The 23,923-nt window shown below is 66.0% G+C and carries 22 protein-coding genes and 1 pseudogene; 9 read left to right on the top strand and 14 right to left on the bottom strand.

From position 1 onward, the window contains the following. Window positions 1-78: 78 nt before the first annotated feature. From ACV17W_RS11005 to ACV17W_RS10985, 5 genes are all read right to left on the bottom strand, one after another. Complete coding sequence (locus ACV17W_RS11005) at window positions 79-1,053, bottom strand: Bug family tripartite tricarboxylate transporter substrate binding protein (RefSeq protein ID WP_462592375.1); 975 nt, start codon at window positions 1,051-1,053, stop codon at window positions 79-81. Between the two features lie 73 nt (window positions 1,054-1,126). Next, entirely contained in the window at window positions 1,127-1,966 is an 840-nt protein-coding gene (locus tag ACV17W_RS11000; protein ID WP_462592374.1) for an enoyl-CoA hydratase-related protein, read from the bottom strand. A gap of 46 nt (window positions 1,967-2,012) precedes the next feature. After that, window positions 2,013-3,212, bottom strand: coding sequence for a CaiB/BaiF CoA transferase family protein (locus tag ACV17W_RS10995; protein ID WP_462592373.1), 1,200 nt, complete (start codon window positions 3,210-3,212; stop codon window positions 2,013-2,015). A gap of 179 nt (window positions 3,213-3,391) precedes the next feature. Next, entirely contained in the window at window positions 3,392-4,276 is an 885-nt protein-coding gene (locus ACV17W_RS10990; protein WP_462592372.1) for a LysR substrate-binding domain-containing protein, read from the bottom strand. Between the two features lie 60 nt (window positions 4,277-4,336). Next, on the bottom strand, window positions 4,337-5,716 hold the full coding sequence (locus ACV17W_RS10985) for an NAD-dependent succinate-semialdehyde dehydrogenase (RefSeq protein ID WP_462592371.1): 1,380 nt from the start codon (window positions 5,714-5,716) through the stop codon (window positions 4,337-4,339). A gap of 199 nt (window positions 5,717-5,915) precedes the next feature. Here ACV17W_RS10985 and ACV17W_RS10980 point away from each other — a divergent pair, with 199 nt between their 5' ends. Beyond that, the gene (locus tag ACV17W_RS10980) at window positions 5,916-6,878 is read left to right on the top strand and encodes an AraC family transcriptional regulator (protein ID WP_462592370.1); all 963 of its coding nucleotides are present in this window, start codon (window positions 5,916-5,918) and stop codon (window positions 6,876-6,878) included. A 183-nt stretch (window positions 6,879-7,061) separates the two neighbouring features. After that, the gene (locus tag ACV17W_RS10975) at window positions 7,062-8,267 is read left to right on the top strand and encodes a TIGR03862 family flavoprotein (RefSeq protein ID WP_462596523.1); all 1,206 of its coding nucleotides are present in this window, start codon (window positions 7,062-7,064) and stop codon (window positions 8,265-8,267) included. Between the two features lie 61 nt (window positions 8,268-8,328). Here the strand turns inward: ACV17W_RS10975 and ACV17W_RS10970 are convergent, their stop codons facing one another. From ACV17W_RS10970 to ACV17W_RS10955, 4 genes are read right to left on the bottom strand one after another with little or no spacing between them, the layout of a single operon-like run. Continuing rightward, window positions 8,329-9,099 carry a LamB/YcsF family protein gene (locus tag ACV17W_RS10970; RefSeq protein ID WP_462592369.1) on the bottom strand — a complete coding sequence of 257 codons (771 nt, stop codon included), beginning with the start codon at window positions 9,097-9,099 and terminating at the stop codon, window positions 8,329-8,331. Between the two features lie 11 nt (window positions 9,100-9,110). Beyond that, complete coding sequence (locus tag ACV17W_RS10965; RefSeq protein ID WP_462592368.1) at window positions 9,111-10,112, bottom strand: 5-oxoprolinase subunit C family protein; 1,002 nt, start codon at window positions 10,110-10,112, stop codon at window positions 9,111-9,113. Beyond that, window positions 10,109-10,834, bottom strand: a complete 726-nt coding sequence (gene pxpB / locus ACV17W_RS10960; RefSeq protein WP_462592367.1) for a 5-oxoprolinase subunit PxpB — start codon at window positions 10,832-10,834, stop codon at window positions 10,109-10,111. The genes ACV17W_RS10965 and pxpB overlap by 4 nt, the downstream gene beginning before the upstream one ends. Window positions 10,835-10,858: 24 nt before the next feature. Then, a complete protein-coding gene (locus tag ACV17W_RS10955; RefSeq protein ID WP_462592366.1) occupies window positions 10,859-11,290 on the bottom strand; it encodes a VOC family protein in 432 nt (143 codons plus the stop codon). A 164-nt stretch (window positions 11,291-11,454) separates the two neighbouring features. Here ACV17W_RS10955 and ACV17W_RS10950 point away from each other — a divergent pair, with 164 nt between their 5' ends. Continuing rightward, on the top strand, window positions 11,455-12,321 hold the full coding sequence (locus ACV17W_RS10950; protein ID WP_462592365.1) for a LysR family transcriptional regulator: 867 nt from the start codon (window positions 11,455-11,457) through the stop codon (window positions 12,319-12,321). Window positions 12,322-12,369: 48 nt separating this feature from the next. Here ACV17W_RS10950 and serA read toward each other — a convergent pair. From serA to phoB, 3 genes and pseudogenes are all read right to left on the bottom strand, one after another. After that, window positions 12,370-13,581 (bottom strand): annotated as a pseudogene (gene serA, locus ACV17W_RS10945) (phosphoglycerate dehydrogenase); the annotation flags it as partial. 82 nt (window positions 13,582-13,663) lie between these two features. Then, a complete protein-coding gene (phoR, locus tag ACV17W_RS10940) occupies window positions 13,664-14,962 on the bottom strand; it encodes a phosphate regulon sensor histidine kinase PhoR (RefSeq protein WP_462592364.1) in 1,299 nt (432 codons plus the stop codon). A gap of 11 nt (window positions 14,963-14,973) precedes the next feature. Continuing rightward, window positions 14,974-15,672, bottom strand: a complete 699-nt coding sequence (gene phoB, locus ACV17W_RS10935) for a phosphate regulon transcriptional regulator PhoB (RefSeq protein ID WP_462596522.1) — start codon at window positions 15,670-15,672, stop codon at window positions 14,974-14,976. A 254-nt stretch (window positions 15,673-15,926) separates the two neighbouring features. Between phoB and ubiE the strand changes: the two genes are divergently transcribed. The 6 genes from ubiE (at window position 15,927) to ACV17W_RS10905 (ending at window position 21,789) form a co-directional block, all read left to right on the top strand. After that, on the top strand, window positions 15,927-16,697 hold the full coding sequence (ubiE, locus tag ACV17W_RS10930) for a bifunctional demethylmenaquinone methyltransferase/2-methoxy-6-polyprenyl-1,4-benzoquinol methylase UbiE (protein WP_462592363.1): 771 nt from the start codon (window positions 15,927-15,929) through the stop codon (window positions 16,695-16,697). A gap of 152 nt (window positions 16,698-16,849) precedes the next feature. After that, the gene (locus ACV17W_RS10925) at window positions 16,850-17,860 is read left to right on the top strand and encodes a Tim44 domain-containing protein (protein ID WP_462592362.1); all 1,011 of its coding nucleotides are present in this window, start codon (window positions 16,850-16,852) and stop codon (window positions 17,858-17,860) included. Between the two features lie 139 nt (window positions 17,861-17,999). Continuing rightward, on the top strand, window positions 18,000-18,638 hold the full coding sequence (locus ACV17W_RS10920) for a ubiquinone biosynthesis accessory factor UbiJ (protein WP_462592361.1): 639 nt from the start codon (window positions 18,000-18,002) through the stop codon (window positions 18,636-18,638). Between the two features lie 5 nt (window positions 18,639-18,643). Beyond that, complete coding sequence (ubiB, locus tag ACV17W_RS10915; protein ID WP_462592360.1) at window positions 18,644-20,197, top strand: ubiquinone biosynthesis regulatory protein kinase UbiB; 1,554 nt, start codon at window positions 18,644-18,646, stop codon at window positions 20,195-20,197. A gap of 174 nt (window positions 20,198-20,371) precedes the next feature. Continuing rightward, a complete protein-coding gene (locus ACV17W_RS10910; protein ID WP_462592359.1) occupies window positions 20,372-21,259 on the top strand; it encodes a ferritin family protein in 888 nt (295 codons plus the stop codon). A 32-nt stretch (window positions 21,260-21,291) separates the two neighbouring features. Then, window positions 21,292-21,789 (top strand): adenylyltransferase/cytidyltransferase family protein, encoded by a 498-nt coding sequence (locus ACV17W_RS10905; RefSeq protein ID WP_462592358.1) that lies wholly within the window; start codon window positions 21,292-21,294, stop codon window positions 21,787-21,789. 54 nt (window positions 21,790-21,843) lie between these two features. Here the strand turns inward: ACV17W_RS10905 and ACV17W_RS10900 are convergent, their stop codons facing one another. Continuing rightward, window positions 21,844-23,184: a TolC family outer membrane protein gene (locus ACV17W_RS10900; protein WP_462592357.1), complete on the bottom strand. Its 1,341-nt coding sequence runs from the start codon at window positions 23,182-23,184 to the stop codon at window positions 21,844-21,846. Window positions 23,185-23,193: 9 nt separating this feature from the next. Beyond that, a complete protein-coding gene (locus ACV17W_RS10895) occupies window positions 23,194-23,874 on the bottom strand; it encodes a protein-L-isoaspartate O-methyltransferase family protein (RefSeq protein WP_462592356.1) in 681 nt (226 codons plus the stop codon). Window positions 23,875-23,923: the final 49 nt, after the last annotated feature.

Raw genomic sequence — 23,923 nt, 5'->3', positions numbered from 1 at the left:
CCCTGGCGCGCAGGGCCTTGCCAGTGGCTGCCGCGCCTCGCAGCACCGGCGGGCTGGCGATCTGAACCCGGCGCCGCTTTATTCAGGCTGTATTCCGGCCGCCTGGATGACCTTGCCCCACTTGGCGATCTCGGCGTCCTGGAACGCTGCAAGTTCAGCGGAACCGGAGGTCCAGGCCTGCGTGGCCGAATTCCTGAAGAACGCCTGTGTCTGGTCGCTGCCCACGGCATGAGTCAGGGCCTGCCGCAATGTATCGGCGGCGGCTGCCGAGGTGTCCGCGGGTACATACGCGGCAAACCAGTAACTCATGTCGTAGCCTTCGATGCCGGCTTCCTGCAGCGTGGGCACGTCGGGCAACTGAGGAAGGCGTTGCGTAGTCGATGCGCCGAGCGCGCGCAATTTGCCGGCGGCTATCTGCCCCAGTCCGGTGACCGTGTCGATCACCATCAGGTCGATATGACCGCCCAGCAGGTCGTTCAAGGCATTGGGATTGCTGTTGTAGCCGACCCATACGATATCGGTGCCGGTCAGTTGCCTGAGCATCTCGCCCGCGATGCGGCTGGATGAATTGCCGCTGCCGAAGCTGAGCTTGCCCGGATGCTCGCGGGCTGCGCGCACCAGGTCGTCGACCGTTCCGTAGGGGGTATCGGCCTTTACCACCAGCACCATGCCGCCCACACCCAGCGCGGTCAGCGGCGTGAAATCGGCACGGGGGTCATAGGGCAGCTTCTTGAACAGGTGCGGATTGGCAGCTTGGGTCGTGTTGGTGGTGATCAGTACCGTGTATCCGTCGGGAGCGGAACGGGCCGCGTGCTGGGCAGCGATCATGCCGCTGGCGCCCGGCCGGTTCTCGACCACCACGGGCTGACCCAATGCCTGCGTGACCGACGCCGACAGCGCTCGCGCCAACTGGTCGGTGGCGCTGCCGGCCCCAAACGGAACGACGAACGTTATAGGCTTCTGTGGAAAGTCGGCTTGAGCCGCGACGGCGTAGGCCATGGCCACAGTGGCGCAAGCGGCCAGTCGGACGAGGCGTAAGGCATGCTTCAACATGATGAGAGTCTCCGGTTATGTAAGGCGCGGCGAAGAAGCCCGAGGCCGGCCTGGTATGGCAGTTGGCCGCGGCCTAGCGCGCGCCGGGCTGCGCCCGGCCTTGCAGAAACTGGAGCACCGCGCTTTTGTGCTCTTCTCCCGTCAGCAGAATGGCCTGCATCGCGGCGGCATTTTCCAGTGCGACGGGCAGGGTGGATTCAGCGGAGTCGAGCACCAGGCGCTTGGCCATGCGCAAGGCCTGGGGTGGGTTGGCCGCGATGCGGCGCGCCAGCGCCATGACGGCCTCGTCCAGCAGGGGTCCGGCTTCGACGCGGCTTACCAGGCCGAGTTGCAGGGCGGTCGGCGCATCGATGAATTCGCTGGTCAGCGTCAGTTCCAGGGCCCTGGCCGTGCCGACGAGGCGGGTCAGGAACCACGCGCCGCCTATGCCGGACACCAGGCCAAGACGCAAGAAGCTCTCAGCGAAGGTGGCGCGATCGCTGGCCAGACGCAGGTCGCACATCAGCGCCAGGTCGCAACCCGCGCCGACCGCCGCGCCGTTTACGGCCGCGATCGATGGCACCTGTAGAACCTGCAGCGCCAATGTGATGCGGTGAAGCGACGTCTTCAGCCGGGCGCGCACTTCGGCGGTCGAACCCTGCATCAGGTCGGCCCCGCGCGCCATGTCTTTGACGTTGCCGCCGGTGCAGAAATGGCGGCCGGTGGAGCGCAGCACGACGCAGTGCACATTGGGGTCCGCATTGGCGCTTTCCAGCGCCGCCGCCAAAGCCTCGGCCATGCCCATGGACAAGGCATTGCCGGTATCGGGGTCGTTCAGGCTGAGCGTGAGCACGCCGTCGGTCAAGTGTTCGAGTATCAGTTCGGACGCGCCTGCGTGGGGGGCGGCGCGTGGTGAATCGGCAGCAGTCTGCATGACGGTTTCCTGGGTCTCGGTGGGTTATGTCGCGTCTGGGGGTTTTCTATGCGGGCTGGCTCAGCACTCCGGCGTTGAGCAGCACTTCGATGTCGGCGGCGCAGTAGCCGTATTCCTCCAATATCTGCCGGGTGTGCTGCCCCAGCGTGGGCGCGGGCGCTGCGGGCAGGGGCGTTGCGTGGGCAGGGCCGGGCGCAAAACCCGGCATGCGCACGGGTCCGGCCAACGGATGATCGATCCAGCTGTCGATGCCGCTGGCGGCATATTCGGCCGATCCGATCACGTCGTCGTAGCCCGCCACGGGGCCGCAAAGAATGTCGTGCGCCGCCAGTAGTTGCATCCACGCTTCGGTACCGCGTTGACGGAACAGCGGAGCCAGCGCCTGGCGCAGCGCTTCACGATGCTCAACTCGGCTGGCATTGCTCGCGAAGCGCGGGTCACCTTCCAGGTGCTCGGCGCTCAGTACTTTGCACAAGGCATGCCAGCGCTGCGGATGATAGGCAGCAACCATGATCCAGCCGTCACGCGTTGGAAAGGCCTCATTGGGCGCGGCGTAAGGTGCGGCGCTGCCTGTCTTGACCGGCACGGCGCCCGACGCGAAGTAAGACGCGAAACCGATCTGCTGCAGCATCAGCGTGGCGTTGTATAGACTGATGTCCAGATGCTCGCCCTGGCCGTTACGTTGCGCCGCGCCCCGCGCCGCCAGGATGGCAATCGTGGCCAGGTATCCGGTGACCATGTCCGCCACGGGAATCGCGACCTTGACCGGCTCGCCGTCCGGTGCCCCGAGGGTGCTCATCAGGCCGCTGCTGGCCTGGATGATGCCGTCCACGCCAGGGCGGTCACGCAGCGGACCCGTTTGTCCGTATGCGGATATCGAGCAATACACCAGGCGCGGATTGCGCTTTGCCATCGAGGCATAATCCAGCTCGAGCCCGCGCATGACGCCGGGGCGGAAGTTCTCGACTACGACGTCGGCATCGCGTATGAGCCGCTGTGCCACGTCGCGGCCCTGCGCGCATTTCAGGTCCAGCGCCATGCCGCGCTTGTTGCGGTTGACGCTGAGAAACACGGTGCTCTGGCCCGCGATCCACGGTGGCCCGATCTGCCGGCCCAGCTCGCCGCCGGGTGGCTCGATCTTGATCACGTCGGCGCCCATGTCGGCAAGCATCATGGTGCAGACGGGGCCCGCCAACACGTGCGAAAAATCCACGACTCGCAGGCCGCGCAGGCTGCGCTGGAACATTCTCTGTCTCCCGGAGGGGGCGACGTGCTGGCGCCCCGCTTTGCTGTCATGCAGGCAGATTAGGCATGGCGGCAGTGCCCGGCAATCGACTTTATTGAGCGGCGGCTTTGACTTTTTGTAAAGGCGCCGAGAACCCAGGCGGGCACACCCGGATTTGGCGCCGCGCGATGGCGTGGCCGTCAGTCTTCAATCAGTTCGGCCAGCCAGTCGCGAAACGCGCGCAAGGCATGCGAGGCCGGCTTGCCCGTGGGCCAGGCAAAGTAATAGGTGTAGTCGGCCCGATCGAGCGCGGGGGAGAGGGGCGCCACCAGCGCCCGATCTGCCAGTTCTTTTTCGATCAGCGCCCTTTGCGCGATGGCCACGCCATGCCCTTCGATCGCGGCCTGATACGCCAGCAGCGAGGTCTCGTACTTCATGCCCTGCGCCGGATTGACGTCGCGCACGCCAGCGGCGCGCAGCCACAGCATCCAGTCGTCGGGGCGCGCCATCGAATGCAGCAAGGTCTGCCCTGCCAGCTGCTTTTTGTACCTGAGCCGCAGCGATGGCGCCGCCACAGGGATCAATTCATTGCGTACCAGTCGCAGCACGCGCATGCCCGGCCAGCGTCCGTCGCCCAGCTGGATTCCGGCATCGATGTCCTCGCGCTGGAAATCCAGTGGCTGGAATGAGGTCATGACCTGCACATCGATGTTCTTGTGCAGTTGGTGAAAGCCCGCGAGCCGGGGTATCAGCCACCGCACGGCGAAGGTGGCGGGCGACCGTATCCGTAGCGTGTTGCCCGCGCTGCTGCGGCCCGTGACGGCGAGCGTGGCCGCGCGAAGCGTGGCAAACAGCGGGATCAGGTCGGAAAGATAGCGGGCGCCGGCTGGCGTGAGCTCGAGCCCGCCACGCACGCGCAGGAACAAGGGCGTGCCCAGAAACTGTTCCAGGGCACGCACCTGCCGGCTCACGGCGGCAGGCGTGACGCATAGTTCCTCGGCGGCCTTGGAAATGCTCAGCAATCTCCCTGTGGCTTCGAACGCTCGGGCTGGATTCAGCGGAGGGAGAAGGTCGCGGCGGGCCATGAGGAAGGGCGTGAGGACACACTGACGCGCGTACTATAACGCCGCGCGCCTTCCCGCCGTTCAGGCGTCCTGCCCGCTCATCAACACGTATTTCACCTCGACGTATTCCTCGATGCCATAGTGGCTGCCTTCCCGGCCGTAGCCCGATTGCTTGACACCGCCGAAAGGCACAGAAGCGGTTCCCACCGAGCCAGAGTTCAGGATGACCATGCCGGCCTCGATGTCGCGCGAAAGCCTGAATGCCCGTGCCAGGTCGCGGGTATAGGCGTAGGCGACGAGGCCGAATTCGGACTGGTTGGCGCGGCGCACGACCTCGTCTTCGGTATTGAACCGATAGAACGGGAACACCGGACCGAAGATTTCCGTCTGCGCGATCGGCATGTCGTCGGTAAGGTCGGTAAGCACGGTGGGTTCGTAGAACAGGCCGCCACGAGGGTGCGGACGCCCCCCAAGCAGCACTTTCGCGCCGCGCCGCCGGCTGTCTTCAACCAATGCCGCCACTTTGTCCAGGCCTGGGCGATTGATCAGTGGCCCCACCACAAAGTTCTGTTGCAGGCCCTGGTCTACCGGGATGCGCGCCACCGTGTCGACCACGGCCTGTACGAAGCGTTCGAAGATGCCGTCCTGGACATAGATCCGGTTGGGGGAAATGCACACCTGTCCCGAATTGCGCAGCTTGGCAGCCACCAGGCCAGCCACCGCCTGATCGATGGTGGCGTCATCGAATACCACGAAGGGCGCATTGCCCCCCAGTTCCAGCGTCATCTTCTGCAGCGAGGCGCCGCTAGCGGATGCCAGCAGCTTGCCTACGGCCGTCGATCCGGTAAATGAGACCTTGCGGATGCGCGTATCGCCCGTGAACAAGGCGCCGATTTCCTGCGGAGTACCCGTGACCATTTCGAATACACCCTCCGGAATTCCGGCCTTGCGTGCATATTCCAGCAGCTTGTAGGCGGTTAGCGGGGTTTCTTCCGAGGGCTTGATGATCATGGTGCAGCCGGCGGCCAGCGCGGTCGCCACTTTGCGGGTGATCATCATGAAGGGAAAGTTCCAGGGGGTAATGGCCGCCGTGGGCCCGGCAGGCGTTTTGATGGCCATCACCGTGGCGTGCTCGGCGTGCGCCGGTATGGTGTCGCCATACACGCGCTTGGCTTCTTCTGCATACCACTCGATAAAGCCCAGGCCGTATTCGATTTCGCCCAGGGCTTCCGACAGGCATTTGCCATTTTCTTGCACCATGAGTTCAGCGAAGGCCTGTTTGTCGTCCCGAACCAGTTCGAACCAGCGGCGCAGCAGGTCGCTGCGCGCTTTCGCCAGCTTGCGGGACCAGGCGGGAAAGGCCGCGCAAGTGCGGTCGATGGCGGCCCTGACCTGGGCTGCGTTCATGGCCGGCGCGGCTCCGACACGCGTGCCGTCCGCGGGATTCAATACATCGATCATGTTGACTCCAGTCATTGGGTTGGTGTCGTGCCATCAGATTGGGTGGCACGCTCCATTGCATGATAGGATCGACAAATTCCGGCATCCATGGCATTGGATCTGGTATTCTTGCCTTATATTATGAATACACCCATGTGGTGTGCATGCATTGGCCACGCATCGCCGTGCCCAGTGTGCAAGCGTGCAAGCCCCTGAACCCATGTTCCCAGCCGCCCAAACCGCCGTTGATCCGACCTGCGCCGAGCGGCCTCGCATGGTCGCGCTGCTCGAGCGTCTCGCTCCTTCCGAGGGCTACAACCTGTCTGCGCTGCCCGACATCCGGTTTCTGCGTTCGAACCGCCCGATGAAGCAGGTGCCCGTGCTGTACGACCCTGGCATCGTGATCGTGTGCCAGGGCCGTAAGCGTGGGCATTTCGGTGACCAGCTCTACCTGTACGACGATCAGCATTACCTGGCGGTCGCCGTCCCCGTTCCGTTCACCATGGAAACCGACGCCAGCCCCCAGGAACCCCTGCTGGCCATCTACATGCACCTGGACTTCAAGCTCGCTGCCGACCTCATGCTGCAGATCGACCAGCATGGCGGTGCTGAGGCGGCACAGCCGCGCGGCATGGTGTCCACGCCGCTGGATCACCGCATGAGTGTCTCTGTGGTGCGCCTGCTCGAAGCGCTGAGCGATCCGCTTGAGGCCGCCGTTCTCGGCCCCTCGCTGGTGCGCGAAATCTACTTCCATGTGCTGGCGGGCGAACAGGGCCCGTCGATGCGTGCTGCCCTTGCCATGCAGGGCCAGTTCGGCAAAATCGCGCGGGCGCTGCGCCGCATTCATTCTGCCTTCAATATCGACCTGAGCGTTGAACAGTTGGCACGTGAAGCGGGCATGAGCGTTCCTACCTTTCACACTCACTTCAAGTCCGTGACCCAATCGTCGCCGGTACAGTACTTGAAGTCGGTGCGCCTTCACCAGGCGCGCCTGCACATGGTGCGCAATGGCATGACCGCAGCCGCCGCCAGCGCCGAAGTCGGCTATGAAAGTCCTTCGCAATTCAGCCGGGAGTTCAAACGCCTTTTCGGGCGCAGCCCGCTGCAGGAAGTCCGGCGCATGAAGGCCGAATTCGCCGTCCCGCCCGCCCGGCCGGCGTCGGCCTTTGTTTCGTCCCACTGAAGCTGGCCTGCATGCCGCCGTGACGGGTCCGCCGTGAATGGCAAGCCTGAAACGGCCATGGGCGTGCGACAATCCGGGCGCTTATTCCTGCGTCACGCCTCAATGCCTCCGTCCAGCCTTCCTGCTTCCGCCGCCGCTTCAGTCGTGCGCGTCGCCGTCATCGGCGGGGGGCCGGCCGGCCTGATGGCGGCCGAGACCCTGGCCCGCATGGGAATCTACGCCGATGTCTACGATGGGATGCCTTCGGTGGGACGCAAGTTCCTGCTGGCTGGCCGCGGCGGGCTCAACCTGACGCACGGCGAGCCGTCCGAGCGCTTCAATACGCGCTACGGCCAGCGCAGCGCGGCAGTGGGAGCCTGGCTGCAACGACTGGACGCCTCGGCAGTGCGCGACTGGGCCCATGGGCTGGGGGTCGATACCTTTGTGGGCTCGTCCGGCCGCGTGTTTCCTCGCGAGATGAAAGCAGCGCCGCTGCTGCGCGCCTGGCTGTCACGGCTGCGTGGCGCCGGTGTCCGGTTCCACATGCGTCACCGCTGGGCGGGCTGGCCCCCGGGCGCCGCCGTCTGCCCAGGGCGCCTCGATTTCGATACGCCGCAAGGCCGTGCCACCGTGAGCGCCGATGCCGTGATCCTGGCGCTGGGCGGGGCCAGCTGGGCCCGGCTGGGATCCGACGGCGCGTGGGCAGCCGGCCTGCAGTCGCACGGCATTGCCGTGGCGCCGCTGCGGCCGGCGAATTGCGGCTTCGACGCCGACTGGACCCCACACTTGCGCGAGCGCTTCGCAGGCATGCCCGTCAAGTCGGTGGCGATGGCGCTCGATGATCACGGCAAGCCCGGCGCGTGGCGCCGCGGCGAGTTCGTGCTCACGTCGACCGGCGTGGAAGGCAGTCTGGTATATGCACTGTCGGCGGGGCTGCGCGACGCCATCGACACGCATGGGGCCGCGACGGCGTGGCTGGACCTGCTGCCCGACCAGCCCATCGACCGAGTGCAGGCGCAGGTGGCGCATCCGCGCGGTGCGCGGTCCATGGCCAGCCATTTGCAAAGCCGACTGCAACTCAAGGGTGTCAGGGCGGGGTTGTTGCGTGAATGTGCGCCGCCCCAGGCCTGGCACGATGCCGAGCTACTGGCGCGCCGGATCAAGGCGTTGCCGCTGCGTCTGGTTCGGGCCCGCCCCATCGATGAAGCCATCAGCAGTGCGGGTGGGGTGCGCCTGGAAGACACCGATGCTCGCCTGATGCTGAAGGCCGCACCCGGCGTATTCTGCGCGGGAGAAATGCTCGATTGGGAAGCGCCGACGGGAGGCTACTTGCTGACTGCCTGCATGGCCAGCGGCGTGGTGGCCGCGGAAGGCGTGCAGGCCTTTCTGAGCGAAGCCCGAGCCGGCTGAAGGCCTGCGCGGGTAAGGGCGGAGCGGGGGCGCGCCGATACCGAGCCTGGCGGCTGGCGCGTCAGGAACCCTGCGGCACGGTGCGCACCTCGATGCCGGCCTTGGTCAGGGCATCGGTCAGGGCCCTGGCAAAGACCGGGGCATTGGGCTGGTCGCCATGAATGCACAGGGTATCGGCGCGCACGGGCACATCATGTCCGTTCACGGAGCGCACCACGCCCTCTCGCACCATGCGCAGCACCTGGGCGACCGAAGTGTCTGCGTCTTCGATCATGGCCCCGGGATGGGTGCGCGGCGTGAGCGTGCCGTCGTCCTGGTAAGAGCGGTCGGCAAACACTTCATGGGCCGTCTGCAGGCCGGCGTCCTGGGCCGCCACGATCAGTTGGCTGCCCGCCAGGCCGTACAGCACCAGGCTGGCGTCCACGTCGCGCACGGCGCGGCAGATGGCCTTGGACAGGGCGGCGTCTTTGGCTGCCATGTTGTAGAGCGCCCCGTGCGGCTTTACATGATGCAGGCGGGCGCCCTGGCTCGCCGCCACCGCGGCGAGCGCCCCCACCTGGTACACCACCATGTCGTAGGCCTCCTGGGGCGTGATCTGCATGGCGCGCCGGCCGAATCCCACCAGGTCGGGCAGACTGGGATGCGCACCCACCGCCACCCCGCGTGCCAGCGCCGCGGCCACGGTCTTGCGCATGGTGGAGGGGTCGCCGCCATGGAATCCACAGGCGACGTTGGCCGAGCTGACGAACTGCAGCACGGCTTCGTCGTTGCCCATGTGCCAGGCGCCGTAGCTTTCGCCCATATCGCAGTTCAGGTCGATCGCGGCATTCATAGGGTGGGTCCTCAAGCGCGCAGCAGAACGCGCAGTGGTTTCAGGGCATCTTGCAACAGGGCGTAGGCGTCTTCGCGGTCGCCGTCGAGCTGTTGCGCCTCGTGCAGTTCGACACGCGCAAAGCGCAAGGCTTCGCCGGGGCCCATCTGCGCCAGCGCCGGCAAGTCAGCCGTGATCACCTGGGCGATCTTGGGGTACCCGCCGGTGGTCTGGCGGTCGGCCATCAACACGATGGCCTGACCGCCCGAGGGCACTTGTACGGTGCCATAGTTGATGGCTTCAGACAAGATCTGGCGTGGCGCCGACATCGTGAGGTCCGGGCCCTCCAGGCGATATCCCATGCGGTCGGATTGAGTGCTGACGCGAAACTCGGCGTGCAGCAATTGGTGGCGCGCGTCGGCGGTGAATTCGTCCCAATGGGCGCCCGGCAGAATGCGCAATTGGCGGCGCGGCTGCAGTGCCAGCGTGGCAGGCAGGTAGATGCGCACCTGCCAGAGCGCCTGGGCCAGCGTGTCGAGCGAAGCAGGCCGGTCGGGCAATGGCGAGCGCAGGCCGATGGTGTCGCCCCGGGCCAGCGCCCTGCCGGCGTGACCGCCGAAACCGCCGCGCAGATAGGTGCTGCAGCTGCCCAGGGCCGGTTGCAGCGCAAAGCCGCCATGCACGGCCAGGTAGGCCCGCAGGCCGGCGCCCGGGCGCGCCATGCCGAACGTCAGCACGTCTCCGGCGCGGGCCACCAGGGGGCGGTGGCAGGGCGCTGCGGCGCCGTTCAGCGTGGCCTGCAGGTCGGCCCCGCCGATGGCAAAGCATGCCGGCTGGTCAAAGCGCAGGGTGGGCCCGGCCAGGGTGATCTCGAGCGTGGCATGGTCGGCGTCATTGCCGGCCAGCAGATTGGCCAGGCGATGTGCTCGGGCATCCATCACTCCGCATACGGGCACGCCCAGGTGTTGTGCGCCGGTGCGGCCCTGGTCCTGGAAACTGGACAACAAGCCGGGCTTGATGACAGTGATGCTCATTGCGCGGCCTCGCGCAGGCGGCGGAACTCGGCGGCGTCGATGGGCACGAAGCGCACCCGGTCGCCGGGCTGCAACAAGGCAGGGGGGTCGCCGCCGGGGTTGAACAGAACTGCTGGCGTGGCGCCAATGATGTTCCAGCCGCCGGGAAGCTGGCTGGGATACAGCACGGTCTGCCGGTTGGCGACGGCCACCGAGCCCGCGGGTACGGTCGTGCGCGGCGAGGCACGCCGGGGAAGGTTCAGCCTGGCGTCGTGGACGCCCAGGTACGGCGCGCCGGGTGCGAAGCCCAGCATGAAGACAAGGCTGTCGGATCCGGCGTGCAGGTCGATGACCTCCTGGGGGGACAGGCCGGCATGGCGCGCCACGTCATCGAGGTCCGGGCCGAATTCCCCGCCATAGCAGACGGGAAGCTCGATGCGCCGGCCCGCCTGCACGTCGGCCGAGATGCCGTCGGCCAGCAATCGCTCGACACGGTCGGCCAGTTGCCGGAAACCCGGCCGCTGGCCGCCGCCAGGCTGGTAGTGCACCGCCACCGTCACGAACGACGGCACCACATCCGTCACGCCGGGCAACGCGGCCTGGCGCAATTTGTGCGCGGCGGCCAGGCACAGCCGGCCCACATCGATATCGATGGTCTCGCCAAAGCGCACCAGCAGGCAGCGGTCGCCTTGCGGCTCGATGCGCCAGGCCGGTTCGGGAGCAACGGATGAAGTCGTGGTCAACAGCGGGGCCGCCTGTGCTTCGGTTTACTTGGCAAACAGGGAATCCATGTTCTTGAAGGACTTGAATTCCAGGGCGTTGCCCGACGGATCCAGGAAGAACATGGTGGCCTGTTCGCCGACTTCGCCCTTGAAGCGCACGTAAGGTTCGATGACGAATCGGGTGCCGGCTTCGGTCAGTTTCTTGGCCAGCGCCTCCCAGTCGTCCATGGGCAGTACCGCGCCAAAGTGCCGCACCGGCACATCATGCGAATCGACCGAGCTGGTCGACTTGTGCCCACATTCATCGGGCGACAGGTGGGCAACGATCTGGTGGCCGTAGAAGTTGAAATCGACCCATTCGTTCGAGCTGCGTCCTTCGGGACAGCCGAGCAGGTCGCCATAGAAGGCGCGAGCTTCGGCCAGGTCGCGCACGGGAAAGGCCAGGTGAAACGGGGGCAGGGCGGCTGAGGTAGTCATGGTGGGCTCCGGAACGCAAGAGTAAATCAAATTCGACAGTCGGGTCGGGCGGCCGCCTGAGCATTCAGCCGGCGTGTCGTCCGATTCCTTGCTTATCAGTGTAGAGATTGTTTTTTTGATCGAAAAGCGATATTTTTTTGCCCTGAGACTCAATAAAATTGATCGTGATCCGGGAACTCAAAACCTTTCTCGCAGCGGCTCGCCTGGGTACGTTTTCCGGCGCCGGACGCCAACTGGGCCTCACCCAGTCCGCAGTCAGCGCACAGATGCGCCGGCTGGAAGATTATCTGGGCGTGGCCCTGTTCGAGCGGACGGCGAAATCCGCGGTATTGAGCGCCGCCGGCCGCGACATGGTGCCCCAGGCTGAAGAACTGGTGGCGCTGGCCGATCGCATGGCCAGCTCGGCAGGAGCGGGCCACGTCAGCGGCCTGTTGCGCGTGGGCGCCATCGCGTCGGTGCAGCAAAGCCTGCTGGTCGAGGCCCTGGCGCAGTTCCGGGACGCCTTCCCGGATGTGCGCGTGCGGGTGGTGCCGGGGGTGTCGCTGACGCTGCTGGGGCAAGTCGACGCCGGCGAAATCGACATGGCGGTGCTCATCCGCCCGCCCTTCGCCCTTCCGCCCGAACTGGGCTGGCGCCCGCTGCTGACCGAACCCATGGTGCTTGCCGCCCCCGCCGCATTACCCGAACGTCCCTGGCGCGAGCTGCTCGCCAGCCAGCCGTTCATACGCTACGACCGTTCCTCGTTCGGTGGCCGCCTGGTGGACATGTTCCTGAAGAAACATCGCGTGGCGGTGCGCGAGGCGATTGAGCTGGACGAGATGGAAGCCATTGCCGGCATGGTTCGGCGCGGCCTGGGCGTGGCCTTGTTGCCGCGTACACGCCAGTTCGATACGACCGGACTGCGGGTGTACGACCTGGCGGACGCCGGTTTCGGCCGCGACATCGGCCTGATCGCGCGCCTTCCGGACGACCCCGGATCGCTGGCAAGCCACCTGGCCGAATGCCTGTTGCAAGCCGCCGCGCAGCCTTGAGGGCGCGGGCCGTCACGTTGCTGCGCGGCGGCGGCCACTGCGCCGTCGTCAGGTAGTGATGAGGTCGCAGCGCACGGTGATGGGGTGGTTGCACAGCGCCGTCATGACAGCGTCGCTGACCGCGCCGTCGACATCCGTAATCACATAGCCTATCTGGCCACGGGTCTGCAGGCTCTGGCTCAGGATGTTCAGCCCCTGTTCGGCCAGCAGGCTGTCGAGGGTACCCAGCGCACCGGGGGCGTTGCGGTGTACGTGCAGGATGCGCGCCGCGCCGGCGGGCTCAAGATAGGGCAGCTCGGGAAAGTTGACGGCGCTCTTGGTCGTGCCGGACTGCATGAAGCGCACCAGTTTCTCGGCGACTTCGCGGCCGATGTTTTCCTGCGATTCCTGCGTGCTCCCGCCAATGTGCGGCGTGAGCAGCACATTGGGCAGGCCGATAAGCGGGCTGGCGAGCGGTTCGTCGACGCTTTTGGGTTCGGTGGGGAAGACGTCGAGCGCCGCGCCGGCCAGATGGCCCGATGTCAGGGCGGCGTGCAGCGCGGCAATGTCCACCACCGTGCCACGGGAAGCATTGATCAGGATCGCACCGCGCTTCATGCGAGCCAGCGCGGCGGCGTCGATGATGTTCTCGGTGCTTTTGCCGCCCGGCACGTGCAGCGTCACGACGTCCGCTTCCTGCAGCAAGTCGTTCAGCGAGCCGGCCGGCCGCGCGTTGCCCAGCGGCAGCTTGGCCTCCACGTCGTAGAACACCACGCGCATGCCTATGCTTTCGGCCATCGTGCTGATTTGCGAGCCGATGTTGCCATAGCCCACGATACCCAGCGTCTTGCCGCGAGTTTCGTAGGCCCCCGCGGCGGATTTGTCCCAATGCCCCTGATGCACGCGCGCATTTTTCTCGGGTATGCGGCGCAACAGCAGGATGGCTTCGGCGAGCACCATTTCGGCGACCGAGCGCGTATTGGAAAAAGGCGCATTGAATACCGGTACACCGCGCTGCATGGCGCTGTTGAGATCGACCTGGTTGGTACCGATGCAGAAGCAACCCACCACGCGCAGATCGGGAGCCGCCGCCAGAGCCTCGGCGTCGAGCTGCGTGCGCGAACGGATGCCTGCGACTTGCGCGTCGCGCAAAGCGGCGTGAAGTTCGGCGGGCGGCAGGGCGCCCGCATGGGTCACGATGTCGGTATAGCCTGCGGTGGCGAAAACGTCGCGAGCGCTGGGATGAATATTCTCGAACAGGACGATCTGGGCCATGGGTGCTTGGTAGGTGAGAGAAGATGCCTACTATTGTGGCTTAGTTTGCCGCCATGGCGTCCAGAGGCCATTTGGCCGGTGGGGGCGCTCACGCGGCCACGACCCGTTCTGCCGGAAATTGCAGGGCGAAGGTGCTGCCCTTGCCGGCCTCGCTGGTGATGAGCAGTTCCGCATCATGCCGGATGGCGATGTACTTGGTGATCGCAAGCCCCAGGCCGGTGCCGCCCGCGGCGCGAGAACGGCCGCGGTCCACGCGATAAAAGCGTTCGGTCAGGCGCGGGATGTGCAGCGCGGGAATGCCGATTCCCGTGTCCTGCACGCTGAAGCGGGCGTTTCCGTTCGGCAGGCCCTGCCAGTGCACGGTGATCTTGCCGCCATCGGGCGTGTAGCGCACCGCGTTGGTAAGCAGGTTCGACAGGGCCGACGCCAGTTCGGTCTCGGAGCCCAGCAGGTCCAGCGATTCATCGACCTGCCATTCGAATTGATGGCGTCCGGCCGACAGGGCTTCGATCTGCTGGCGCGCCGTGCGCAGCACGGCCGGCATGTCCACGGCGTGCGGTTCAGAACCCGGCGACGATTCGAGCGTCGACAGCGTCAGCAGGTCTTCCACAATGGCCTGCATGCGCCGCGCCTGCTCGTGCATCATGTTCATGTATTGTTCGCGCTGCGCCTCGTCCAGCGCTTCGGGCGGCATGTCGCGCAGCGTTTCCAGAAAGCCGGCCAATACGGTCAGCGGTGTGCGCAACTCGTGCGAAACATTGGCGACGAAGTCGCGCCGGGTGGTTTCGAGCTTTTCGATCTGCGTGACGTCGCGCGAGATCAGCAGCCGCCGATTGCTGGCGTAGGCGGCAAGGTGCATCATCATCACCCGTTCCTGGTCGCCATGGGTCAGGCGTACCAGCACCGGCTCCGGCCAGTCGTCGCGGCGCGCATAAGCCACGAATTCCGGGTCGCGCAGCAGATTCAGCAGGCTGGTGCCGCGGTCGGCCGGCAGGCTCAGGCCCAGATGGTGGCGCGCCACGCGGTTACACCATTCGATCTGGAAGTCTTCGTTCAGCGTCACGACGCCGTCGGGCAGGGCCTGCGCGGCAGCTAGCATGCCCTGCATGGTGGCGCGGGTTTCGGCCAGCTCGCGCGCCCGCGCCCGCGTGTAGCGGTACAGCGGCGCCAGGATGTCGTCCCAGGGCCCTACCGACGCGGGCGGCGAGGTTTCCGGGTGGCGTGCCCAGCGCGACACGGCGCTCAGGCGCCAGCTGCGCCAGAACAGCAGGCCCAGCAGGGCCGAGCAGAACACCAGCCAGCCGGCCGGATTTCCGGCGAGCCAGTACACGAGAAGCGACAAGGCCGCCCACAGGGCGACCAGGAATAAAGTGCGCAGCCAGATCATCGTGGCTTGTTTTACCGTGCCGGAACCTGAGCGGTAAACCGGTATCCGCTGCCGCGCACCGTTTCCACGTGCACGTCATGGCCGCTGGGCTCGAGCGCCTTGCGCAGGCGTCGGATATGCACATCGACCGTGCGCTCTTCCACGAAGACGTGATCGCCCCAGACCTGATCCAGCAGTTGCGAACGCGAGAACACACGCTCGGGGTGAGTCATGAAGAAGTGCAGCAGGCGGAATTCGGTGGGCCCGATCGAAAGCGACTGTTCGTTGCCCGACAGCCGGTGCGTCACGGGGTCGAGTTTCAGACCGCTGACGTCGATGACGTCATCGGTGAGCTGGGGCGCGCGCCGCCGCAGCACGGCCTTGATGCGCGCCATCAGTTCCTTGGGCGAGAACGGCTTGGTGATGTAGTCGTCGGCCCCGGCTTCCAGCCCATCGACCTTGTCCTGCTCCGCGCCCTTCGCCGTCAGCATGATGACGGGCACCGCGCGGGTGCGCTCGTCTTCGCGCAGCTTGCGAGCCAGGCTCAGGCCCGAGGCGCCGGGCAGCATCCAGTCAAGCAGAATCAGATCGGGCAATTCGGCGCGTATCAGGGTCTGCGCCTGCTCGACATCGAACGCACGCAGTACTTTGTGGCCCGCGAAAGACAGGTTGACGGCAATGAGTTCCTGGATGGCGGGTTCGTCTTCGACGACGAGAATGGTGCTGGACATGGCGGTCGTGGCTGTCATTAAGCGCGCAATCAGCGCGGACATTGCGATAGTATGGCCGGAATATTTCAGGTATGTGACCAGCGGCGCATTGCCGGTTCCGGATATCCACCCCAAGCAGCCAGGGCCGGCTCGGCCGCCCGGTCTACACCGGTGGCGGCCGGGAACCCCGGGCCTGCGGACTTCCGGCCACGCTGGTGCGGCACAGGCGCCGTCTTCAATCGGCTACCATTGCCATCTATACCGGGATACCAGCCATGCAACAGAAACCTGCCCCTTCTTCCGATCCGAAATCGGGCGACACCCATTTCGGCTTCCAGTCCGTTCCAGAAGCCGAAAAGGCGCGCAAGGTCGCCGAAGTCTTCCATTCCGTGGCGTCGCGCTACGACGTGATGAACGACCTGATGTCGGCCGGGCTGCACCGGGCCTGGAAGGCATTCACGATCGGGCGCGCGGCCGTCCGGCCGGGCATGAAGGCGCTGGATATTGCCGGCGGCACTGGCGACCTGGCGCGGGCCTTTGCGCGGCGCGCGGGCGCCACCGGCGAAGTGTGGCTCACCGACATCAACGATTCCATGCTGCGCGTCGGCCGCGACCGGCTGACCGATGACGGCCTGCTGCTGCCCACCGCAGTGTGCGACGCCGAGAGCCTGCCATTCCCATCGGGCTATTTCGACCGCGTCAGTGTGGCCTTCGGGCTGCGCAACATGACCCACAAAGACCGCGCGCTGGCCGAAATGACGCGTGTGCTCAAGCCGGGCGGCAAGCTGCTGGTGCTGGAGTTCTCGCGCGTCGCCAAGCCCCTGGCCCCCGCGTATGACTGGTATTCCTTCAACGTGCTGCCCTGGCTGGGCAAGAAAGTTGCGGGCGACGAATCCAGTTACCGGTACTTGGCCGAATCGATCCGCATGCACCCTGACCAGGACACCCTGGCCGATATGATGCGCACCGCGGGGCTCGAGCGTGTCCAATATTTCAATCTGACGGCCGGCGTGGCCGCCCTGCACGAGGGCGTGCGCCTGAATTGACCCCACGCCGGGGAACTTGTGGCGAGCGGGCTTGTCCGTTATTCTTGAGATGTTCAGTTAAATGTAAGAAATCCCCCGGTTTGAATGACGCCGGCCGCCTCGCGGCCTGTTTACGCCTCAGGGGGCGTCTTGTGCTCAAGGAGTCACACCACATGTTTCGTTCCGGATTCACTCGGCTGTTCGCCGCGGCTCTGATTGCCGTCGCAGGCACCGCCATGCTGGCCGTCTCGTTCGACGCCGAGGCCCGCCGCATGGGCAGCGGCAGCAGCGTCGGGCGGCAGTCCACCAACATCACGCAGCAGCGCCAGGCCACCACGCCGCCCGCCGCCACCACCACCAACCGCAGCGCCGCGCCGGCCGCCGGTGCCGCTGCCGGCACCGCGGCAGCGGGCGCCGCCGCCAAGAGCGGCATGTCGCGCTGGCTCGGCCCCATCGCCGGCATCGCGGCCGGTCTGGGCATCGCGGCCCTGCTCTCGAGCATGGGTCTTTCGGGCGCGTTCGCCGAATTCCTGTCCAGCATGCTGCTGATCGGCCTGGTGGTGTTCGCCGTGCTGTTCATCATCCGCCGTCTGCGCGGCGCCGGTCCGCGCCATGCCACGCAAGGTGCGTACGGTGGCAACGCCGCGCGCCAGAATGATGCCGACAAGTCCCAGCAGCCGCTGTGGCGCCAGGCCTTGAACCCGGCCCCGGCGCAACCCCAGCAGGCGCCTGCCGCTCCCGTTGCGGCCGCGCCCGCCGCTGCCGCCGTGCCCGCTGAGGGCGACGCCGACAACTGGTACATTCCGGGCGATTTCAACAGCACCGAGTTCCTGCGCAAGGCCAAAGAGCAATTCGTGCAGATCCAGGCGCTGTGGGATAGCGGCGACACCGATCGTCTGCGCGAGTTCCTGACCGACGACCTCATTTCGGAACTGAAGCAGCAGCTGGCCGAACGCGGCGCGACGCCGAACAGCACCGAGGTCGTACTGCTGAACGCCGAGTTGCTGGGCATCGAAACGGTCTCCGACGGCCACCTGGCAAGCGTGCGCTTCTCCGGCATGCTGCGCGAGGCTCCGGGCACCGAGGCCTTCCGCTTCGAAGAAGTCTGGAACCTGTTCAAGCCCGAGCAAGGCGGCTGGCTGCTGGCCGGCATCCAGCAGATCCCTGTCGAATACGCCAGCTGAACCCCCAGGGTGCCCCACGGCGCCCGGCGCGGTCCTTCCCGCCGCCCCCTCCGGGGGGCGGGTGCGCGCCCGACCCGGTAAACTCCGGGTTTGTCCGTTTAATCGGCAGGGCCTGCGGCCCGCCGGTCCGTTAGCACCGATGCTGCCTTTTTCCGTACTGCCGACCCCCGCGCGTGTGGCCGTCCGCGCGCTCAATGCCTTGCTGGCACGTGAAGCCTGGGCGCGCGAGCGTCTGCAGCGCCATGCCGGCAAGACGGTGCGCTTCGCGATGGGCGGCTTCAAGGCTGGCCTGGTCATCAATAGCGAAGGCTATGCCGACCTTGCCGACGCGGCCGTGGTGCCCGACGTGACGCTGACCGTCGACCCCGCCAAATTCAACCCATTGCGCCTCGCACCGGGCCAGGAGCGGCCCGACATGGCCGAGGCCACGCACATCGAGGGCGATGCTGCGCTGGCGCGCGTGGTGGCCGATCTGGCCGCGAACCTGCGCTGGGACCCCGAAGACGATCTCGCGCGGCTCGTGGGCGATATGCCCGCCGCACGCATGGCCGCCGGAGCCCGCGCCGCCAACCAGGGGCTGCGCAGCGCGGCCAGCAGCGTGGCGCGGAATGTGTCCGAATTCCTGTCCGAAGAGCGCGGCGCGCTGGCGGGTGCACCGTTGCTGGCGCAATGGCGCCTCGATCTCGCCGAACTGGGCAGACATGCCGATGCCGTCGGACGCCGCGCGGCCGATCTGGAAGCCCGCATCGCCCGCCTGACTCGTCAAAGGGGCGCCTGATCCCTATGCCGACCATCCTGCGCGTGCTACGCATTCTCTACGTGGGTTTCCGCTACGGCCTGGACGACCTGGTGCTGTCCGGGGTGAGCCATCCGTTGGCGCGCGGCCTGCGCTGGACCCTCAGGCTGGGCATGCGCCCGCGCGCGCCGCGCGGATTGCGGCTGCGCCGCGCCCTGGAATCGCTCGGCCCCATCTTCGTGAAGTTCGGTCAGATGCTCTCGACCCGGCGCGACCTCATTCCGGCCGACATCGCCGAAGAGCTCGCCCTGCTGCAGGACCGCGTGCCGCCGTTCCCGTCGGCCCAGGCGGCGGCGAGCATCGAGGCGGCCCTGGGCGCGCCCCCCGCTCAGTTGTTCGCCCAGTTCGACGTGGACCCGGTGGCGTCCGCATCCATCGCCCAGGTGCACTTTGCGGTGTTGCACGACGGCCGCGAAGTGGCCGTGAAGGTACTGCGCCCCGGCATGCGCCAGGCCATCGAACGTGACCTGGCCTTGCTGCGCATCGTGGCGCGCATCATCGAACGCACCGGCCCCGACGGGCGTCGGCTGAAGCCGCGCGAAGTCGTGGCCGAGTTCGACAACTATCTGCACGACGAGCTCGATCTGGTGCGCGAGGCGTCCAATTGCAGCCAGCTGCGGCGCAATTTCGATGCGGCATCGGGACGTGGCGACCTGCTCATCGTGCCCGAGGTCATCTGGGAATACACCACCCCCACGGTCTTCACCATGCAGCGCATGTATGGCATACCCGTAGGGCAAATCGATCGCCTGCGAGCCGCGGGTATCGATATTTCCAGGCTGGCGCGCAGCGGCGTCGATATCTTCTTCACCCAGGTGTTCACCGACGGTTTTTTTCACGCGGACATGCACCCCGGCAACATCTACGTATCCGACCAGCCCGAAACGCTGGGACGCTATATTGCGCTGGATTTCGGCATCGTCGGATCGCTGTCCGAGTTCGACAAGAACTACCTGGCGCAAAATTTCCTGGCGTTCTTCCATCGCGACTACCGGCGTGTGGCGCAACTGCATATCGAATCCGGATGGGTGCCCGCCGACACGCGCGAAGAAGCGCTCGAGGGCGCGGTTCGCGCCGTCTGCGAACCGTATTTCGATCGGCCGCTCTCCGAGATCTCGCTGGGGCAGGTGCTGTTGAGGTTGTTCCAGACCTCGCGCCGCTTCAATGTCGAGATCCAGCCACAGCTGGTGCTGTTGCAGAAAACGCTGCTCAATGTCGAAGGGCTGGGCCGCCAGCTGGACCCCAACCTCGACCTCTGGAAAACAGCCAAGCCGTACCTGGAAAACTGGATGCGACAGCGCATGGGCCTGGACGGCCTGCGCAAGTCGCTCGCCAAAGAAGCCACGCAGTGGTCGCAGATACTGCCCACGTTGCCGCGGCTGATGCACGAGCAACTCAGCAGGCCGAATGTAGAGCCGTTGCTGTTGCTCGAGGTTGCCCGTTTGCGACAGACGCAAGAGCGGGGCAATCGCCTGCTGGCCGCCCTGACGGCCGTGCTGGCGGTGGCAGTGGGGGTTGCCCTATGGGCATTGAACCGCTGATCCACTGATATCGCCGGGCCGCCTTGTCATGAGTTCGTCATCGAACTGTCATGACAGCTTCTCGCGGCGCGGCGATAAATAACCCTGCGCGTACAACGTGCAAGGTCCGAGCCGTTACCGTACGGCGTTTCTTGATGTTATTACAGCCCCACGCGGGACCAACAAGGGCACACCATGCTTTATCCTGAACTCTTCAAGACCATGGAAGCCGTGCGCTGGAACATGGCCAACGACATACCCTGGGACGACTTCGATGGCAGCAAGCTGTCCGACGAACAGGCGTATACCATCAAAATGAACGCCATCACCGAATGGGCGGCGTTGCCGGCCACCGAGATGTTCCTGCGCGACAATCGTGGCGACAGTGATTTCTGCGCGTTCATGTCGGTGTGGTTTTTCGAAGAGCAGAAGCACTCGTTGGTGCTGATCGAATACCTGCGCCGCTTCCGGCCCGACCTGGTGCCCACCGAAGAAGAGCTGCACAAGGTGCGTTTCGAGTTCGACCCGGCGCCCGAGCTCGAGACCCTGATGCTGCACTTCTGCGGCGAGGTTCGCCTGAACCACTGGTATCGTCGCGCCGCCGAATGGCACACCGAACCTGTCATCAAGGCGATTTATCAGACCGTGTCGCGCGACGAGGCTCGCCATGCGGGCGCCTACCTGCAATACATGCGGCGCGCGCTGCATGATCGCGGTCAGCAGGTCAGCGAACAGGCGCGTCTGTCGTTCTCGAAGATCGGCGTATTGATGGCGTCGGCCAGCCGTACGGCGCAGGCCATGCACCCCACCAATCTGCACGTCAACAAGGCGCTGTTTCCCAACGACACGGTGCAGTCGCGCCTGCCCGAACCGGGGTGGCTCGAGCACTGGCTGGACACGCAGATCCGCTTCGACGGGGTATGGGAACAGAAAGTGGCCAGCCGCATTCTGCACATTCTTTCCAGCCTGATGGGCCGGACGTTCGATTCGGTGAAAGACCTGAATCGCTTCCGCAAGGAAATGATGCAGCAGGCGGGTCGCCAGGACGGACAATCGGGCCTGATCCTGCCCGCCGGCGCGTGAAGCGGCGGGCGGCGGCAGCGTACAATCGCCGCATGTCTGCCGCCCGATTCGAATCCAAGATACTCAGCCGCGACGCACTCGCTGCGGCCATCGCCCTGGGCAAGCTGCCCCGGCCGCTGGTGTTCACCAACGGCGTGTTCGATATTCTGCATCGCGGTCATGCCACCTACCTCGACCAGGCCGCGCAGCTTGGCGCCACGTTGGTCGTTGCCATCAACACCGACGATTCCGTGCGCAGGCTGGGCAAAGGCAGCGATCGCCCGCTGAACCGCCAGGACGACCGTGCGGCGCTGCTGGCCGCCCTGGGTTGCGTCAGCGCGGTGACCCTGTTCCATGAAGACACGCCGGTGGAAATCATCGGCGAATTGCGGCCCGACTTCATCGTCAAGGGGGGCGACTACGATATGGAAACCCTGCCCGAAACCGCGCTGGTCAAGAGCTGGGGCGGCCGGGCCGTGGCCATTCCGTTCGAATTCGAGCGATCCACCACTGCCCTGGTCCGGAAAATCCGCGCCGACGAGCGCGCTTAGCCCTGGCAGGCGGCACCCCCCCGCCCGTGGCCCGCACGCGGGTCGCCACGCCGTTCAGCGACGACTATCAGGCAGCCGCAACAAGCGGTTGATGGCCTCGAGATCGGCCTCGGCCAGGATGCCGCCCGTCGCCTTCAGGCGCAGACTGTCGAGCAGGGTGCGATAGCGGGCCTGGGCCAGGTCGCGCTGCGTGGCGTACAGCTGTTGCTGGGCGTTGAGCACGTCGAGGTTGATGCGCACGCCCAGTTCATACCCCGTCTGGTTGGCTTCCACCGCCGCGCGGCTGGATTTCTCGCCCGCCTCGAGGGCCGAGATGCGAGAAAGACCCGACACCACGCCGGTGAAATACTGCCGCGCTTCCTGGACGGCCTGCCGCCGCGCCGCCTCGTAGTCGTTGCGGGCTCGCTGTTCGAGCTGGACTTTTTCAGTGACTTGAGAAGACACGCCGCCGCCCGAGTAAATGGGCACCGACAGCACCAGGCCGACGGCATTGTCCACGGCGCGCCCGCCGGCGGCCTGGCGGTTTGCGCCATCGGAACTGCCGCTGCTGGCCCGCAGGCTGAGGGTCGGATAGTGCCCGCTGCGCGCCACCTGGATCTCGCGTTGTGCGATCTGCGCCTGCAGCTGGGCTCGTGCCACGGCAAGGCTGGCGGCTTCGGCCTGCGCCGACCAGTCGGTCACGCGGGCCGGCTGAGGAGCCGGAAGGCGCACGCCGGGCGGAAGCTCGGCCAGCGCGCCCGGGGGCTCGCCGATGATCTTGGCAAGCTCGTCCCGCAGCACCGTCAGATCATTCTGCTGCAGCAGTTCCTGCGCCACGACCAGGTCGTAGCGCGCCTGGGCTTCATAGGTGTCGGTGATCGTCGCGATGCCAAGCTCGAAATTGCGTTTGGCGGCTTCAAGCTGCGCCGCTACAGCCGCCTTTTCGCCTTCTGTGGCCTCGAGGGTGTCTTGCGCGGCCAGCACGTTGAAGTAGGCATCTGCAACGCGCAGCAGCAGGTCCTGGTAGGCCTGCTGCAATTGCAGCTCGGCATCGGCCACGCCCAGGCGGGCCTGTTCGAAACGCTGCCAGCGCGCGCCGTCATAAAGAGGTTGGGTGAGCACCAGGCCCCATGCCACGCTGGTGCCGTCGCGGCTGCGCGACGCGATATTGCGCGTGGCCCGGGTTTCGTCGTAGCCGCCGATGACTTCTGCGTTCACGGCGGGCAGCAGGTTGGCGCGCGCCTGCGGCAATTGTTCGATTGAAGCCCGGTAATTGGCGCGCGCCGCCGCGTAGATTGGGTCGCTGGCCAGCGCCGTGCGCCAGGTCTGCAGCAGGTCCTGGGCGGCGTGCGCCGATGCGCCCACGCTGGCGGCAAGCGCCAGGATCAGCCCAGCCGCAAGCGATCCGGGGCGCATGCGTGAAGATCAGAACTTGAATTGCGAAACCGTGACCCCGCGCAGCGGCTTGACCACCGTTTCGAACAGGTGGACGGTTTCGAAGCTGGCGGCCGTGGTACGGGTGATGCGGCAGGCTGTCATGATGGGCGCCTGGCCCACGATGACCACGAGTCGGCCGCCCACGCGCAGTTGGTACTTGATCGAATCGGGCACCACGGGCACCGAGCCGGTGACCAGAATCGCGTCGTACTCGGTGGTGCCCCAGCCGTTGCGGCCATCGCCCGTTTCGACCTTGACGTTCGTGACGTTGTTCAGCTGCAGATTCTGCTGCGCGAACGACACCAGGCGGTTGTCGATTTCAACCGAAGTGACCTGCTGCGCCAGATGGGCCAGCAACGCCGCCTGGTAGCCCGACCCCGTGCCGACTTCGAGCACGCAGTCGGTGGGGGTGAGCTGCAGTTCCTGGGCCAGGCGGGCTTCGATCTTGGGCGCGAGCATCACCTGGCGGGTGTCCACTGCGTTGATCTGCAGGGGGATCTCAAGATCGGAAAACGCCAGCGAGCGCAACGAGGGCGGCACAAATTGTTCGCGGCGCACGGCGAACAGGGCGTCCAACACCTTGGCATCGAGCACGTCCCACGGACGGATTTGCTGCTCTACCATGTTGAAGCGGGCGATTTCTACGTCGGGCAGGGTCGAAGCGTTCATGACGGCATAAAGATAATCAGACAGGCCAACAGCACATTGTACTGATTCG

The sequence above is a fragment of the Bordetella sp. MIP270_01_BMS genome (genome assembly GCF_054958705.1).
Note: the sequence above shows the minus strand (reverse complement) of the source record. Positions and strands in the feature narration are given on the sequence as shown.

What these genes read in the sequence shown, in the direction of transcription:
- ACV17W_RS11005 (WP_462592375.1), bottom strand. Translation starts at nt 1,053, where the DNA reads ATGTTGAAGCATGCCTTACGCCTCGTCCGACTGGCCGCTTGCGCCACT.
- ACV17W_RS11000 (WP_462592374.1), bottom strand. Translation starts at nt 1,966, where the DNA reads ATGCAGACTGCTGCCGATTCACCACGCGCCGCCCCCCACGCAGGCGCG.
- ACV17W_RS10995 (WP_462592373.1), bottom strand. Translation starts at nt 3,212, where the DNA reads ATGTTCCAGCGCAGCCTGCGCGGCCTGCGAGTCGTGGATTTTTCGCAC.
- ACV17W_RS10990 (WP_462592372.1), bottom strand. Translation starts at nt 4,276, where the DNA reads ATGGCCCGCCGCGACCTTCTCCCTCCGCTGAATCCAGCCCGAGCGTTC.
- ACV17W_RS10985 (WP_462592371.1), bottom strand. Translation starts at nt 5,716, where the DNA reads ATGATCGATGTATTGAATCCCGCGGACGGCACGCGTGTCGGAGCCGCG.
- ACV17W_RS10980 (WP_462592370.1), top strand. Translation starts at nt 5,916, where the DNA reads ATGTTCCCAGCCGCCCAAACCGCCGTTGATCCGACCTGCGCCGAGCGG.
- ACV17W_RS10975 (WP_462596523.1), top strand. Translation starts at nt 7,062, where the DNA reads ATGGCGGCCGAGACCCTGGCCCGCATGGGAATCTACGCCGATGTCTAC.
- ACV17W_RS10970 (WP_462592369.1), bottom strand. Translation starts at nt 9,099, where the DNA reads ATGAATGCCGCGATCGACCTGAACTGCGATATGGGCGAAAGCTACGGC.
- ACV17W_RS10965 (WP_462592368.1), bottom strand. Translation starts at nt 10,112, where the DNA reads ATGAGCATCACTGTCATCAAGCCCGGCTTGTTGTCCAGTTTCCAGGAC.
- ACV17W_RS10955 (WP_462592366.1), bottom strand. Translation starts at nt 11,290, where the DNA reads ATGACTACCTCAGCCGCCCTGCCCCCGTTTCACCTGGCCTTTCCCGTG.
- phoR (WP_462592364.1), bottom strand. Translation starts at nt 14,962, where the DNA reads ATGATCTGGCTGCGCACTTTATTCCTGGTCGCCCTGTGGGCGGCCTTG.
- phoB (WP_462596522.1), bottom strand. Translation starts at nt 15,672, where the DNA reads ATGTCCAGCACCATTCTCGTCGTCGAAGACGAACCCGCCATCCAGGAA.
- ubiE (WP_462592363.1), top strand. Translation starts at nt 15,927, where the DNA reads ATGCAACAGAAACCTGCCCCTTCTTCCGATCCGAAATCGGGCGACACC.
- ACV17W_RS10925 (WP_462592362.1), top strand. Translation starts at nt 16,850, where the DNA reads ATGTTTCGTTCCGGATTCACTCGGCTGTTCGCCGCGGCTCTGATTGCC.
- ACV17W_RS10920 (WP_462592361.1), top strand. Translation starts at nt 18,000, where the DNA reads ATGCTGCCTTTTTCCGTACTGCCGACCCCCGCGCGTGTGGCCGTCCGC.
- ubiB (WP_462592360.1), top strand. Translation starts at nt 18,644, where the DNA reads ATGCCGACCATCCTGCGCGTGCTACGCATTCTCTACGTGGGTTTCCGC.
- ACV17W_RS10910 (WP_462592359.1), top strand. Translation starts at nt 20,372, where the DNA reads ATGCTTTATCCTGAACTCTTCAAGACCATGGAAGCCGTGCGCTGGAAC.
- ACV17W_RS10905 (WP_462592358.1), top strand. Translation starts at nt 21,292, where the DNA reads ATGTCTGCCGCCCGATTCGAATCCAAGATACTCAGCCGCGACGCACTC.
- ACV17W_RS10900 (WP_462592357.1), bottom strand. Translation starts at nt 23,184, where the DNA reads ATGCGCCCCGGATCGCTTGCGGCTGGGCTGATCCTGGCGCTTGCCGCC.
- ACV17W_RS10895 (WP_462592356.1), bottom strand. Translation starts at nt 23,874, where the DNA reads ATGAACGCTTCGACCCTGCCCGACGTAGAAATCGCCCGCTTCAACATG.